The following is a 13,502-nucleotide window of genomic DNA, read 5'->3' as shown; positions in this document are numbered from 1 at the left end:
TTTTATTTTACATACATCGCGTTTTGATCTAAGTCCATGACTGAGGTTTAACTTGGTAGGATGGAAGCTTTTTTCCATAATTATTTCTTAAAAAAAACACATCTCTTTCGACATCAGGAGTGATGAAGGAATCAGAAAAATACTTCAGCTGTTTACAGGTTGAAAATGGGCTGCGTCTGCCTATCCAAAGTCTGAGACTGTTACTCAATAATCCTGATGGACTATACATATTGGAGTATTTTTATGAGTATTTTTACGTTATTTAGGAAACAATCAAGAAGAAAAGAAGAAGAAATAACATTTTTTGTTTTAAAAAATTTATTGGATAGATTTTTAAATATAACTGATATTCAGGATAATGTAAAAAACTTAATTATACTAACAAGATTCGCAGATTTAATTGGAAGTATATTTAAAGTGTTAGCTGTAATATTTATTAGTATAAAAATATTTGATATAAATATTGCTATGTTTATAAGCTGGATTTATATATTTATATGTAAATTTATGTTGGATGAAAGACATATGAATAATTATATTCGTTGCGAAGAATATAAGCTTTATAAACTTAATTGTAATAGTAGAAAGAGTTTTTTTTATGGTTTTTTAAATTATAGCATCAGCTCAAAATTAAACGATCTTATTTTGAAAGTGTTTTTTCCTGCTACAATAGTTATATGTACAAATTATATATATTTAAATGATTTGAGAGTAATCGTTTTCTCAATAATTAATTTGATTATTATTACAATATTAAGTGAGTTTATTGTTTTATCATTAAATAACATACTAATTAGTAATTATAAAAGTAGCATTGGTGATATTATAAGAAAATTACTTACTCTACTATTTTCTGCGTTGTTCATATTTGCGAGCAATTATATATATGTAAAATTATACTATTCTATTATCTTCCTAATAATAACAGTAATTTTAATTATTAATTTAATCCAAGGATATAAAAATGAATTATATAGAATGAACACTTTAAATTATGATAAAAATAAGATTTTTAAAGTTAAGAAAACTAAAAATATTGCTAACATTATAATTAATAATCATATTAGATTATTTTCAAAAGATGGATATATATGGAAAGTAGTGTTTTTTCAAATAGTTACTTTAGTTATTGGCATATTTTTATCTACGAATAAATTGTTTAATAATATAACTGACATGTTACTAATCAATTCTATTAATATGATTATATTTATAACAGTTCAATTAATTGATCGGAAAGTGATGGATAACATTAATGGACATTTTTTTATATTGAAATTTTATAAAAAGGCAAAGTTTATGTTATTGGTTGAATGCTTAATAAATGTATTAATTTATTTTCCAATATTAATTGTATATATTCTACTTTGTAATGGGCATAGCATTTTTTATATACTTATCTATTACCTAATTGCAATTATGTATCATACGATGAAGACACGAAAAAATATTTATAACTTAGTAAAAGAGGACTTAATTTCAGATAGATTTACTCTAGAAACTAAAGTTTTTAAAATTAGTATTTTCGATTATGTTACTATGACAGGTTTGAATACACTACTATTTATCTATATTGGACTTGGAGATAGTAGAATATTATACAGCATATCCATGATAATCAATACAGTAGTGATAATTACATATACATGGTTTTTAATTGTTTTCTTCAAGGAATTGTTTTTTAAAAGGGGTAATGTAAGTGCTTAAGTTAAATAAAGTCACAAAAAAATACGATGAAAAAAAAATTATTGATAATCTAAGTATCGACATTCATGAGGGAGAAGTTCTGGCACTATATGGGAATAATGGTTCGGGAAAAACAACATTGATTTCATTAATAGGGGGATTAACAGATTTTGAAGGAGAGATACAACTTAATGACATATCTTTAAGTTGTGGTCGAGAAAACTATGAGTATCTTAGAAATGTAGGTATGTTATTAAATGATTTATATTCCTATGATTTTATGACTGTTGACGAATTTATAGAATTAAACATTAATTTTAAAGACATAGAGGATAAAAGTTCCCTGTATTCATCAAAAACAGAACTAATAGAATTATTATTTTTAGAGAATTTTAAAAATCACTTGATGAAAAACTTATCTTTGGGCACAAAGCAAAAAGTAATGTTACTTTTAAGTTTAATTCATAAGCCAAATTTATTATTATTTGACGAGCCATTAGTAAATTTAGATACAAAAAGTAAAGAGAATACTATTGATTTTTTAAAGAGTTATATTAATAATAACAAAGCTATTTTAGTATTTTCTTCTCACGATTTAAATTTAATTAAGAAACTTTCAAATAGGATCTTGGACATGAAAGATATGAAGATTTACAGTGTGAGAGAAGAGTGGCGTGTTAATGAATCTTAAAAAATATACGAAAGAAACAGTTTTTACAGTTTTAGTATTTATACTAGGTTTTTTATGTGGTTATTTCCTTACGAATATAGATAGTCCAATAAGCAGTCATACACAAGTGAGTATTTTGGAGATTTTCAACAACAACATTTCTATAATTTATTTAAATATTGCTTTTGGAATTATTACAGCAGGTATTTATTCTAATATCAATTTATTTTTTCAAGGTATAGGGATGGGTGCAGTAATTAAGGTTGCTGTAATAAATGATATGGGGATAGGAAAATTATTATCTTCCGTAATTGCCCACGGCTTTTTGGAACTGATAGCATTTTTTGTAGCTAATATATTAGTAATATTAATTGTAAAAAAAATCTATAACATAATATTGGATAAACAACAAGTAGGAAGGTTACTCTTACTGAAGAAACTGATAACAAATTCAACTAAAGTTATAATTGTTGTTACGACAATTACGTTGCTAGCGGCAATTATTGAGGGGACAATAACAGAAAAATTATATAACAGCATTTAAAGGAGATAAAATTTAATGAAAAAGTTTTTTTTAATAAATCTCATTTCTTATCTACTAATAAGTTCCCTTAAATTGAATGTAAGTATGAATTACTTTAAAAAAATTATACCAGATGAAATCAGTAATTTTATAAATGTAAAAACGTTCCTAAATGTAATTAATCTACTATTACAGCTCACGGTATTTGTTTCTTTGTATACAATATTAATTATAGCAATTGCTGCGATTTTTAAATTTATTTTCAAAGATAAAGTTGATATGAAGTTTGCGAAACAGTATGGGAATATATATTTACTATTAACTTCTCTTTATTCCACAATAATATTTTTTGCGTTTTATTTCCTAAACGGTGATGTTGTTGATTTATATAGTGGCAAAACTCAAGTATTTGTTAATATCTTTTCCCCAGTTAATATAATTTTTTCAATTATGGTTTATAAACACATACTCAAGAACTTTAAAAAAGATAGAAAATCTATATTGAAATTTTTAGGGGCTTTTAATTTACTTATATATATTAACATTATAGTTGTGAGCTTAACTCTAAATAACAAATTATTAGGATAATAAATTTGATTAACTGAATTCGTTAAACTACCAGATATTGCGAAAGGAGAAATGATTAATATGAATATGAAACCTAAATTTCTGTTTTGGTTTAGTGCTTTGGCATTTGTAATTGGATTAATAGCCGCAGGTATCTTTATTTATAACATCTTTTTATAAAATTAATATCAAAAGTTATTCTCATGAACAAGGCTAAATCTTATGTTTATGAAAGCCGTATATAAAAATTCTCTACCAATAAAGATACAAAAATATATGTTCAACAATCGCAATGTACAGGATCTATTTAACTGATAGCTTTCTTTGAAAAAAATAAACTATGATATTTGAATGCTTATAAAATTTTTTGATAATACTTTATGAAAAAGGTAGGCTAAACTCTTTAATATCAACAGCTTAGAGGTACGCTTCATAGAAGTGACCTCTATTATTGTTGCCAACATCTCTATAAACATATTGCAAGTACTTAGTGCACCAATTAAATAGAATTTGAAAAGGTGATACTATCAATGCTGGATAATTTTCAAAAGCAGCTGAGTAATCATTTTAATACTTCAAAGTGAGCTACCGAGTATATAAAACTGTGTAACCTTCGGTATATATTCAGCTGTTTGTTTACAGATTAACAAGTTTTGAGCATATGTCTTCTCCCTATTTGCGTTTAGGGTATTCTATGCTTACGATGCTCGGGATAATCATCGGAGTCGGGTCGATTATCACTGTTGTAGCCATTTGACAAGGGGAAAAATTTCACTTTAGTTTTTAATTGAAGCCATGGTTCTTACCCTTCTGGGTGGGATCATTGGCATTGGATTGGGAGTCGGAGGAGCATACATTGTATCTGCATTTGCGAAATGGCCAGCACTGGTATCTGTTCAAGTCGTGATTAGTGGTGTATTTTTTTCAATGACTCTTGGTATTATCTTTGGCTTAATGCCGGCAAACAAAGCTGCAAAGCGGGATCCAATCGATGTATTAAGATAGGAATAGAAGAGGAGAGGATATTTATGGAAACAAATGTAATGATTAATGAAATAAATAAGGAAAAGCCTTCACTATTTGGTATCATCACATCCCCAACCATTCAATTTGAGAGGATGAAAGAAGAAGCTTCAATTGGACTGCCGCTGGTAATCATGATTCTATTGATGGGAATAACAGGATCCCTTGTTTCATATTTAAGTTTAGATAACCCAATCCTAAATGATGCCGATTTGATGTCGGATATGAAGATCCCGGTTGCTTTATCCATGGGAATGGGAGCTATTGGGGGAATGTTTGGGGGAGTGATTATGTTCTTCATCGCCGCTGCCTTATACAAATTCTGTATGGTAATTATGAGTAATGATACTTCATATAAAAGGCTATTAGCTGTTGTAATTTACTCAAGTATTATTACATCTCTAGGAGTATTAGTTAACACTTTGATTGCTCTTTCCCTTGGAGGATATGAAGTGTCATATACGAGTATGGCTCCGTTATTTGAGGATAACAAAATGCTAAATGCTATTGCTCAGAGCTTTGATATTTTCAAAATCTGGTACTATGCTGTACTGGGTATAGGTTTGCATATTGTGACAGGAATAAGCAAGAATAAGGCAGTCACTCTTGTTGTGATTGTATTCTTAATTGGAGTTGGATTAAGTTCTCTTGGAGGTTTAATACCACAACCAGGGCTAAAATAGTTTTTTTACGAACAGCTCATTTACAAGGCGTGTTGTGATTTTTAATATAAAATTCCATTGCGTTACTTCGATAAATCCCTATTTTTAGGGATTTATCGAAAGTTTAAAGGTAATTTAATGTTATCGCTAATTGGTACTAAATAAATTTTTTAGTGAAATGAGAAAATTTTTATATATATTGTCTTTATACATAGAAAATAAATAATCACTACCTTTTTTCTGAATACTGCTTATTAATCAGAATTATGTCTAGTCCCAAGCTGAGTTATTGATTATTTTCGAGTTTGTTAAACTTCAGTGTGTTTCGGGAATATGGACTTTTCCTTAAATCACTTGGAAGGAAGAACTTCTTGATTTCTTCCATGGGGAAGGAAAATTTAAATTGACACCTGAGGGTGTATTTTTATTGCGAACTGTAGTTTTTTCGCAATCGCCCACTATATTTAATACTAGAATTCATAAATGAATATTGCCATTGAAAAGGGACAGTTATGCCATATTTTAGGGACACTCATGTCAGAAATGGGGGACAGTAGTGACACAAAAAGAGCCACTGCCTTACGGTAATGGCTCAGTCCTAAGATTAATATTTTAGCCCATGTCTTTCTCTCATCGACATTTCTCCATCAATTAGAATGGTGTATGAGTCGTGAATGTTGCGATCCAAGAAAGCATCTGCTAAGGTTTCCTCTCCAATCTTTTCATAACATCCTTGAGTATCAAATTGAGAACAGAATATGGTAGAGGCCACTTGGTGACGGGCTTCCACAATCTCTAATAAATCTCGAGCTTCACTTCCTGTTAAAGATGTTAGAAGCCATTCATCAAGTATTAGATCCTACTTAGTACATAGTGAATGAAAAGTAAGATTTCCCCCATATCAGAAAGAATATAATACAGGTAATAAATTAATGACAATTTATACTAAAGAAAATATCTATTTATGACAAAATTTATGAAAAAATGTGACTTATTTATGTTCAAAAATATCTTAAAAACAGGTGTTTTTGTGACAGAACATAATAAAATCCACATGAAGGCATTCCTGTCACGCATGTCACTTTAGCTGTAAATAGCCACTTCAAAAATCAAAATGGCCAGATAGAAGCTGATTTTGTTCAATGCACTCTGTGGCGGAAAGCGGCTGAAAATACGGTTCATTATTGCCGGAAGGGCTCCGTTGTCGGAATTACCGGCAGAATTCAGACCCGCAACTACGAAAATAATGAAGGACGCAGAGTGTATGTGACTGAAGTTGTGGCAGAGGGTGTTCAGTTTCTTGGAAAAAGAGTGACAGAGTCTGAGCATGTAACGATACCTGTACCTGAACCGGATCCTGTGCCCATGAGTTTTTCGAGGGAGGCATAATGGTGTGGATGAATCTTTCGAACAGCTTGTAAAGGTTGAAAGACTACTGGAAAACTTAATCACCATGATCGGCAGGTCGAATCGTAGGTTGACCGATTTATCAAAGCGAGTTAGCCAAGTCGAGCAATATATTGTTGAGGCTGCATCCTCAGAAACCCCCTTTCCTGATGCATGCTACACCTTTATTGCCCGAGTCGAGAAGCCAACCCCAAACTCGTAAAGAGAACCCACACAAATTCAAACCAACATTTCATTACATTTGAAATACCATTAACCCATTCTTAGCGTCCTTCCATAGAAAAAATCAATGGACCCTACAAATAACCCTCATTATTAAGGCCTGACCCCGAATTCTAGTGGTCAAGCCTTTTCTTTGTTTACCGCTGTAAAGCACTGGGGGTCAGGCACCGCTTCGCACTTTACAGCATTACAGCGACAACCCCAGCCCGCCCCCCTTTATGTACTCGTCTGTATCTTAGCCACGCCTAAGGCTAGATGATCCCAGAGGATTTGTTCGATCGCTTCCGCTTTATTTTCGTGGCAATCGATGATGAGGATGACCTCACCGTGTTTCCCTTTTAACAGTCGTTTCTTTTTCCGCAATACTTTAAAAATAAATAACTTAATCCCAAATCCAAGCATAAAGCCAAAAAAGGTACCGATGAGTCCCCAATAAATGGGCCCCCACTTTAGGGTAAATCCAAAACTAGCCCCAATTACCGCAAATACAGTCGCAAGCGCCATCGCAAGATCTATGAGCGAGGTTCCATCGGCATGGTGAAGTGAATCAAATAATTTCCGTTCTTCAACACGATTATTTAAAGGGACAGCAAAAATGTCCTCCTTCTTGACCCCTTTTTGTTCTATAGAAGATATCGCTAACTCTAGAAAAATGGTGTGTTCAAAAGTTGAGAATATTTGCATACAATCACTCCACTTTAGTTCCTTTTATTATTTCAAAATTAGGATTCTGGTAATTTAATTTCAAAAATGTCTTCTGTTCGCTATCAAACAGTTTATTGTTTTCAACAGTATTGATATAGGAATCATACATAGAAAAACCATAAACAGAGGGAAGGAACAGAAACCATTCCGGTCTTAACACGGAGGTTGCCTGCTGAATTTTGCCTAAGAAAAGTAAACTGATAGCTTCAGGTGCATGGGAAAAGTAGTAAAAGACCACAGCCCAAATAATAACAAAAAAGGCAGTGATAATTCGATGAATATAGAGTTCCCCTAACCCTGGAATCCACAAAGACCAAAATACTGATATGATAGGTTTCCGCTTATCAAGATGGTTAATCTCCAGCGCATCAATAGAAAAAGTATTAAACTGATGATCTTCTCTATCAGCTAAAATAGATATCTGATTCAAATCGACAGTTGTTCGATAGCTATCCCAAATCCCAAACAGATAAACAGGGATATAAATGAGCAACCATCTTGTGTCTAAAATAGCTTTTGCCATATCTATTTTCCCTTGAAACGAATAGATCATGGCTCCGTTTATATGTGCATGTATATTTACAAACACTTCCCAAATAAATAATACAAATCCACGGAGATTTTTTGAAAGTAAAAGATGCCCTACTCCAGGAAAAGCTGCAGACCACCAAGCAATAATAAATGGGCTCCTTAGATGAATTTGCGCCGACCCAAGCGTACTTACATAAGCTTTATAACGCCGGGCAGTATTGTCATTTGAATAGTTATTCATAAGGTTGCTCCTAAACGTCATAAAAATGGGTGTAAATATTATTACTTAATATTTACTAAAATTGGAATTGTATCCACAAAAAAAGATGTCTAAAATCAACTCCAATTAGTATGATAAAACAAAACCCCTCATGTGGAGGAGCCTTTAACATGAAGAAATTATGGTGGAAAGAAGCAGTAGCCTATCAAATCTATCTCCGCAGCTTTATGGATTCGAACGGGGATGGGATTGGCGACATCCAGGGTGTCATCTCAAAGTTACCCTATCTAAGTGACCTGGGAATTGAAGTGATCTGGATCTCCCCAATGTACCAATCACCAAACGATGATAACGGCTATGACATCAGCAACTACCAAGAAATCATGGCTGAATTCGGAACAATGGCGGACTTTGATCAGCTCCTACTAGAAACACATCGCCTCGGCATGAAGCTGATCCTCGACCTAGTCATCAACCATACAAGCGACGAGCATCCATGGTTCATCGAATCGCGCTCTGGCAGGGACAATCCAAAGCGCGACTGGTATATCTGGCGGGATGGCAAGGACAACGCTCCGCCACAAGACGGTGCTGATTTGAATAGACCATCAACCCCAACCCCCGCTGAACCTAATAACTGGGAAAGCATTTTCGGCGGCTCAGCCTGGGAATACGACCACCAAACCGAACAGTACTACCTGCACATTTTTTCGCGAAAACAGCCTGACCTGAATTGGGAAAATAGCCATGTTCGGAAAGGGCTCTTCAAAATGATCAATTGGTGGCTCGATAAAGGGATTGACGGCTTCCGCGTTGACGCCATTAGCCATATCAAAAAAGAGACCGGACTTGCTGATATGCCAAATCCCGACGGACTGAAATACGTTCCTGCTTTTCCCAAAATGATGAACGTCAACGGCATCCAGCCCTTACTAAAAGAGCTAAAGGAAGCGACATTCGCTAAATATGACATCATCACCGTTGGCGAAGCGAACGGAGTCACCGTCAACGATATTGATGTTTGGGTCGACGAAAAGCAAGGTAATTTCAATATGGTATTCCAATTTGAACACCTCGCCCTCTGGGATGCGGAAGTGAAAAAGAAACTTGATGTCGTCGAATTAAAAGAGGTCTTGTCACGCTGGCAAAAAGGTCTCGAAGGCAAAGGTTGGAACGCCCTGTTTATTGAAAATCATGACCATGCCCGTGTTGTCTCAACCTGGGGAAATGACAGTCAGTATTGGCGCGAAAGTGCAACAGCGTTCGCCGCCATGTATTTTCTGATGCAAGGCACACCGTTCATATACCAAGGACAAGAAATCGGCATGACCAACGTCCAATTTGATTCCATCGAAGAATACAATGACGTGGCCACCAAAAACCTGTACCGTTTGAAACGAATCGAAGGCATTCCGCACGCGGAAATTATGGAAGTCATCCTGGCCACGAGCCGCGACAACTCCCGCACTCCAATGCAATGGTCCGCCGATCAATCCGCCGGTTTCACCACAGGCACCCCTTGGTTAAAAATAAATCAGAATTACGTAGACATTAATGTAGCCGCTCAGCGACACGACCCAGCATCAATACTGAATTTCTATAAAAAAATGATCCGCTTGAAAAAGGCCAATAAGGTATTCACATATGGCACCTATGACCTGCTTTTACCGGATGATCCGCAAATCTACGCCTACACCAGGACACTCGGCCGAAAAAAAGTCATCGTAATCGCTAATCTTTCCGATCAACCCGCATTATTGACCAATGAGTTGGGTGCATGCTTTAACCGACGCCACTTGCTGTTAAACAACTATGGAATAACCGAACACAAACTTGAATTAGGTCCATATGAAACAAGGGTTTACCGGATAAAATAAAAAAGGCTTCGCTACTGAGCGAAGCCTCTTCTAATATGCTAACCGAAGTTTGTTGTTCTAAGAAACTCGTTTAATGCCAAGAGGTTTAGGCTGTTTTATGTGCCGTACGATCGGCTGTTTTGAAAACAGTTTTGCGGATGAATGGAATCACCCAACGGTCAAGACCGATTCGACCTGCATTATAGCCAGAGAATAAAATGATTGCCCCTAAGAAAAGGTCAGTTGGAATATGAGAAACTGTTCCTGCTAAGAAAAACGCGAAGTTCATCACAAGTCCAAAGAACATAGCAGCTGTTGTTAAACATCCAAGCAAAAGTCCAAGACCGATTAAAAATTCACCTATTGGAACGATCGTGTTAAAGATATCAACGTTTGGTAAGGCAAAGTGTTTTAGGAAATCTACATACCAGCCGTAAACCATGCCACCATCTGGACCCATTACTGGTTTAGCCACTGCACCCTTTAGATATCCTGAAGCATCAAAACCGCCAGCCAACTTGTGGTACCCTGCAGTGATCCATGAATATCCCATATATAAACGAAGGACTGTCAAAATGCCTGCTGCAATTTTGTTTTCTCTTAGAAAATTTACTACCATTTGAAACATCTCCTTTATTAATTAGAATAAATACGTTAAGTACACTGTTAATATAACAAAAAAATGACCAAATGGGTGGATTTTCCTTCGAATTCACAAATCTGTAATAAATGTATGAACATTTTATTACACCGTAATAGTGAAAACCTCATCAACATTGACATAGCAGTCAAAAAAGACAATCCGTACCGAATCATCTCTTCACCACTTTAAAGCACCGGGGGTCAGGCACCCAATTATGCTTCACAGCGTTAATTCGTCCTCCTATCACTCATTTACTAATTATTAGCACTGTTAAATAATCCAAACAGGCAAACACTAGCTGTAAGAAAACTGTAAGTGGAGTGGCATAATTGGAAAAAAAACATAACATTCGTTTAACCTCTTCGGAGATAGGTTACCTTTGGGCTAATTACCAGGGGGATAGCTTAGCCAAATGTGTATTAACGGTATTTCTACATAACGTAGAAGACACTGAAACGCGCCCAGCAATCGAGTACGCCTTATCACTGGCCCAAAATCACTTAGAAAAAATCACCGAGATTTTTACCGGAGACCATATCCCCATTCCGCTAGGATTTACTGATGAGGACATAAACTTGAATGCACCCAGACTGTTCTCAGATTCATTTTATTTAAATTACCTCCTAGACATGGCCAAGGGAGGGCTGCATCGTACGCCTATGCTTTGCAGAATACGCACAGACAAGATGTTAGGGATTTCACAACAGCGTGTTTAGCCACCGTCGCCGAGCTATTCAATATGGTCACAGAAATTCTATTAAACAAAGGTCTTTCAATCAGACCACCTTATATAACACCGCAACATCAAGTTGAATTTGTAAAAAAGCAAAGCTTTCTGTCGGGGTGGTTTGGCGAAAAGCGGCCCCTTGTAGCACTCGAAATTTCCCATCTAGCTACAAACATTCAAACAAATGCGATGGGAAGAGCCTTAGCGATCGGATTTGCCCAAACGGCAAAAACAGCAGATGTTAGGGATTATATGGTCCGTGTCAAAGAAATAGCTAAAAAACATATCGAAATATTTCATGCCACTTTAACGGAGGAAAGCTTACCAGCCCCAATGACCTGGGACAGCGATATATTGGATTCAACGAAACCACCTTTCTCAGACAAGCTGATGATGTATCACATATGTTTAATGTATATTACCGGCATCGGGAACTATGGTACGGCGCTATCACAAAGCATAAGGAAGGATTTGATCCAAAAATACACTCGACTTATATCAGAGGTAGGATTATTAGCTGAAGATGGTGCAAATTTAACAATCAAACACGGCTGGATGGAATGTCCACCACAAGCTCCACCAAATGACTTAATGAACAGAGAACAATAAAAAAAGGAGCCTGCCTCCAATACACTTGGAGGCAGGCCCCCAATCCCCGACCTACATCTTGCTTTCCATCAATGGAGAAAATAATGCATCGATGAGATAAGTTTGCTTTCTTGCTAACTTCGTAAGACATGTATTGCAAATTGCCCCAATTCCTAGAGGAGGTTTCCCATATTTAGCTAAAATAGCTTGGGTAAATGGATCTTTACTATCAGAATGAACAAGCTCATATCCGGTTTTAATGACCTTCCTAGTATTCGCACCACAAACAATACATGCCTTAACCAATACGCATTTCCCCTTTTATACTTTATATATGATGAGGAAATCCAAGTATTCCATTTTTAAGACTTTGAAAAATAAAGAACGATTCCGCAGACACTGAGGCGACTCTCGGCCACCCCACCAAATCATCTTTAACGCTGGTGTCGCAGCTGGTAATTTTTGGCGATTAGCCGATAAAAATTGCCAAAACGGTCGATAAAACCACGATAGCGGCCGATAAACGTTCCTAGTGCAATGCCCAGCCCCCAAAATGCCAAAAAACCGTAATAAAGCACCTAACAAACCAACGACGAACCAACCTAATCCCAGCACATCCCAAAAGCTACAAAAACACCCCAAAAAACCACAAAAAAAGGCAATCCGGCCAACCACCACCACCACCGAATCCCCTTCCAAATTAATTTATTTTCCCACTATAATTCGATCCCCAAGCACAATTGAATAAGCTTCAATCGTCCCAACAGGCAGCTCTAACGTTTTAACCGCACCACGAATCGGAAATATTATTCGATTTGGTTTCAAGTTCTTCCTTACAGCTACCACCACATCATCGTCATCAAGAAACACAACATCAATCGCAAAAAACATAAAGAACATATGGATTGAATTACAGGGTGAAAACATAATGCCTTCATCCACAATCGGTTTCCGTCTAAACATCAGCCCTCTAAACCGCGGCCAAAATCGATCGTAAACCTTTATCGTAATAGGTACATCAATGTCACTAATTCGCCTTATAATTTTCACAAAATCGCCCTTCCTTCTCCTACCGTACATAGCGATTTTACCAATTAAAGTGCTATATTTAAATAGCAAACAAACGAAAAGGCAAACCTTGAGAAATCATGGGACGCAAAACTATAGGGACTTACGAGCAATGCCGAAGTCAGCCAGTTACCGAATCTGTAGAAGGGCTTACGAGAATACCAAAGTTAGCTAGTTGCCGAATTTGTATAATGGTTTACAGAGATTACCAAAGTCAGTCAGTTACCGAATCTGTAAAAGGTCACTCGGACTATTCCGAAGTCAACCATTTACTGAATCAGTAGAAAGGCTTTTTTGGAATACCAAAGTTTAGCCAGTTTACGAATTTGATTGAAGAGCTTACACGGAATGTCGAAGTCAGCCATTTGCCGAATCTGTAGAACAGCTTACAGGCTATACCGAAG

At 35.6% G+C, this 13,502-nt stretch carries 14 protein-coding genes, 4 pseudogenes and 1 riboswitch; of the genes and pseudogenes, 11 read left to right on the top strand and 7 right to left on the bottom strand.

Going from position 1 to position 13,502, the window contains the following annotated elements; all coding sequences use genetic code 11:
- Positions 1-243 precede the first annotated feature (243 nt).
- The 6 genes and pseudogenes from B1NLA3E_RS21970 (at position 244) to B1NLA3E_RS21945 (ending at position 5,152) form a co-directional block, all read left to right on the top strand.
- Positions 244-1,707: a hypothetical protein gene (locus B1NLA3E_RS21970; RefSeq protein ID WP_015596016.1), complete on the top strand. Its 1,464-nt coding sequence runs from the start codon at positions 244-246 to the stop codon at positions 1,705-1,707.
- Positions 1,700-2,377 (top strand): ATP-binding cassette domain-containing protein, encoded by a 678-nt coding sequence (locus B1NLA3E_RS21965; protein WP_015596015.1) that lies wholly within the window; start codon positions 1,700-1,702, stop codon positions 2,375-2,377. Before B1NLA3E_RS21970 ends, B1NLA3E_RS21965 begins: the two co-directional genes overlap by 8 nt.
- Positions 2,367-2,900 carry a stage II sporulation protein M gene (locus B1NLA3E_RS21960; protein WP_015596014.1) on the top strand — a complete coding sequence of 178 codons (534 nt, stop codon included), beginning with the start codon at positions 2,367-2,369 and terminating at the stop codon, positions 2,898-2,900. The genes B1NLA3E_RS21965 and B1NLA3E_RS21960 overlap by 11 nt, the downstream gene beginning before the upstream one ends.
- Before the next feature lie 15 nt (positions 2,901-2,915).
- Entirely contained in the window at positions 2,916-3,467 is a 552-nt protein-coding gene (locus tag B1NLA3E_RS21955; protein WP_015596013.1) for a hypothetical protein, read from the top strand.
- Between the two features lie 759 nt (positions 3,468-4,226).
- Positions 4,227-4,451, top strand: a pseudogene (locus tag B1NLA3E_RS21950) (ABC transporter permease); the annotation flags it as partial.
- 23 nt (positions 4,452-4,474) lie between these two features.
- Positions 4,475-5,152: a Yip1 family protein gene (locus B1NLA3E_RS21945; RefSeq protein WP_015596011.1), complete on the top strand. Its 678-nt coding sequence runs from the start codon at positions 4,475-4,477 to the stop codon at positions 5,150-5,152.
- Between the two features lie 583 nt (positions 5,153-5,735).
- Here B1NLA3E_RS21945 and B1NLA3E_RS21940 read toward each other — a convergent pair.
- Positions 5,736-5,987: pseudogene (locus B1NLA3E_RS21940) on the bottom strand (ATP-binding protein); the annotation flags it as partial.
- Positions 5,988-6,187: 200 nt separating this feature from the next.
- Here B1NLA3E_RS21940 and ssb point away from each other — a divergent pair.
- Positions 6,188-6,520: pseudogene (gene ssb, locus B1NLA3E_RS25870) on the top strand (single-stranded DNA-binding protein); the annotation flags it as partial.
- 4 nt (positions 6,521-6,524) lie between these two features.
- Complete coding sequence (locus tag B1NLA3E_RS21930; protein ID WP_015596010.1) at positions 6,525-6,740, top strand: hypothetical protein; 216 nt, start codon at positions 6,525-6,527, stop codon at positions 6,738-6,740.
- 236 nt (positions 6,741-6,976) lie between these two features.
- Here B1NLA3E_RS21930 and B1NLA3E_RS21925 read toward each other — a convergent pair whose 3' ends face one another.
- On the bottom strand, positions 6,977-7,444 hold the full coding sequence (locus tag B1NLA3E_RS21925; RefSeq protein WP_015596009.1) for a hypothetical protein: 468 nt from the start codon (positions 7,442-7,444) through the stop codon (positions 6,977-6,979).
- Positions 7,445-7,448: 4 nt separating this feature from the next.
- Entirely contained in the window at positions 7,449-8,237 is a 789-nt protein-coding gene (locus B1NLA3E_RS21920; protein ID WP_015596008.1) for a hypothetical protein, read from the bottom strand.
- 149 nt (positions 8,238-8,386) lie between these two features.
- On the opposite strand from B1NLA3E_RS21920, the gene B1NLA3E_RS21915 reads away from it, so the two are divergent.
- Positions 8,387-10,093: a glycoside hydrolase family 13 protein gene (locus B1NLA3E_RS21915; protein WP_015596007.1), complete on the top strand. Its 1,707-nt coding sequence runs from the start codon at positions 8,387-8,389 to the stop codon at positions 10,091-10,093.
- A gap of 85 nt (positions 10,094-10,178) precedes the next feature.
- On the opposite strand, the gene B1NLA3E_RS21910 is transcribed toward B1NLA3E_RS21915, so the two are convergent.
- Complete coding sequence (locus B1NLA3E_RS21910) at positions 10,179-10,691, bottom strand: DoxX family membrane protein (protein ID WP_015596006.1); 513 nt, start codon at positions 10,689-10,691, stop codon at positions 10,179-10,181.
- Between the two features lie 353 nt (positions 10,692-11,044).
- On the opposite strand from B1NLA3E_RS21910, the pseudogene B1NLA3E_RS23445 reads away from it, so the two are divergent.
- Positions 11,045-11,463 (top strand): annotated as a pseudogene (locus B1NLA3E_RS23445) (DUF3231 family protein); the annotation flags it as partial.
- Positions 11,455-12,051, top strand: coding sequence for a DUF3231 family protein (locus tag B1NLA3E_RS23440; RefSeq protein WP_015596004.1), 597 nt, complete (start codon positions 11,455-11,457; stop codon positions 12,049-12,051). The pseudogene B1NLA3E_RS23445 and the gene B1NLA3E_RS23440, both read left to right, overlap by 9 nt.
- 51 nt (positions 12,052-12,102) lie before the next feature.
- Here the strand turns inward: B1NLA3E_RS23440 and B1NLA3E_RS21900 are convergent, their stop codons facing one another.
- The 3 genes from B1NLA3E_RS21900 to B1NLA3E_RS21890 are packed head-to-tail and all read right to left on the bottom strand — an operon-like array spanning position 12,103 to position 13,080.
- Entirely contained in the window at positions 12,103-12,336 is a 234-nt protein-coding gene (locus B1NLA3E_RS21900; protein WP_041580791.1) for a hypothetical protein, read from the bottom strand.
- A gap of 15 nt (positions 12,337-12,351) precedes the next feature.
- Positions 12,352-12,711 (bottom strand): hypothetical protein, encoded by a 360-nt coding sequence (locus B1NLA3E_RS21895; RefSeq protein ID WP_041580790.1) that lies wholly within the window; start codon positions 12,709-12,711, stop codon positions 12,352-12,354.
- 24 nt (positions 12,712-12,735) lie between these two features.
- On the bottom strand, positions 12,736-13,080 hold the full coding sequence (locus B1NLA3E_RS21890) for a DUF192 domain-containing protein (RefSeq protein WP_187292126.1): 345 nt from the start codon (positions 13,078-13,080) through the stop codon (positions 12,736-12,738).
- A gap of 70 nt (positions 13,081-13,150) precedes the next feature.
- Positions 13,151-13,235, top strand: a riboswitch (cyclic di-GMP riboswitch).
- Positions 13,236-13,502 lie beyond the last annotated feature (267 nt).

This window comes from Bacillus sp. 1NLA3E (assembly GCF_000242895.2).
In the GTDB taxonomy this organism is placed as follows: Bacteria; Bacillota; Bacilli; order Bacillales; family Cytobacillaceae; genus Bacillus_BU.
The sequence above is the reverse complement of the archived record's forward strand: the minus strand, read 5'-3'. Positions and strand labels throughout refer to the sequence as shown.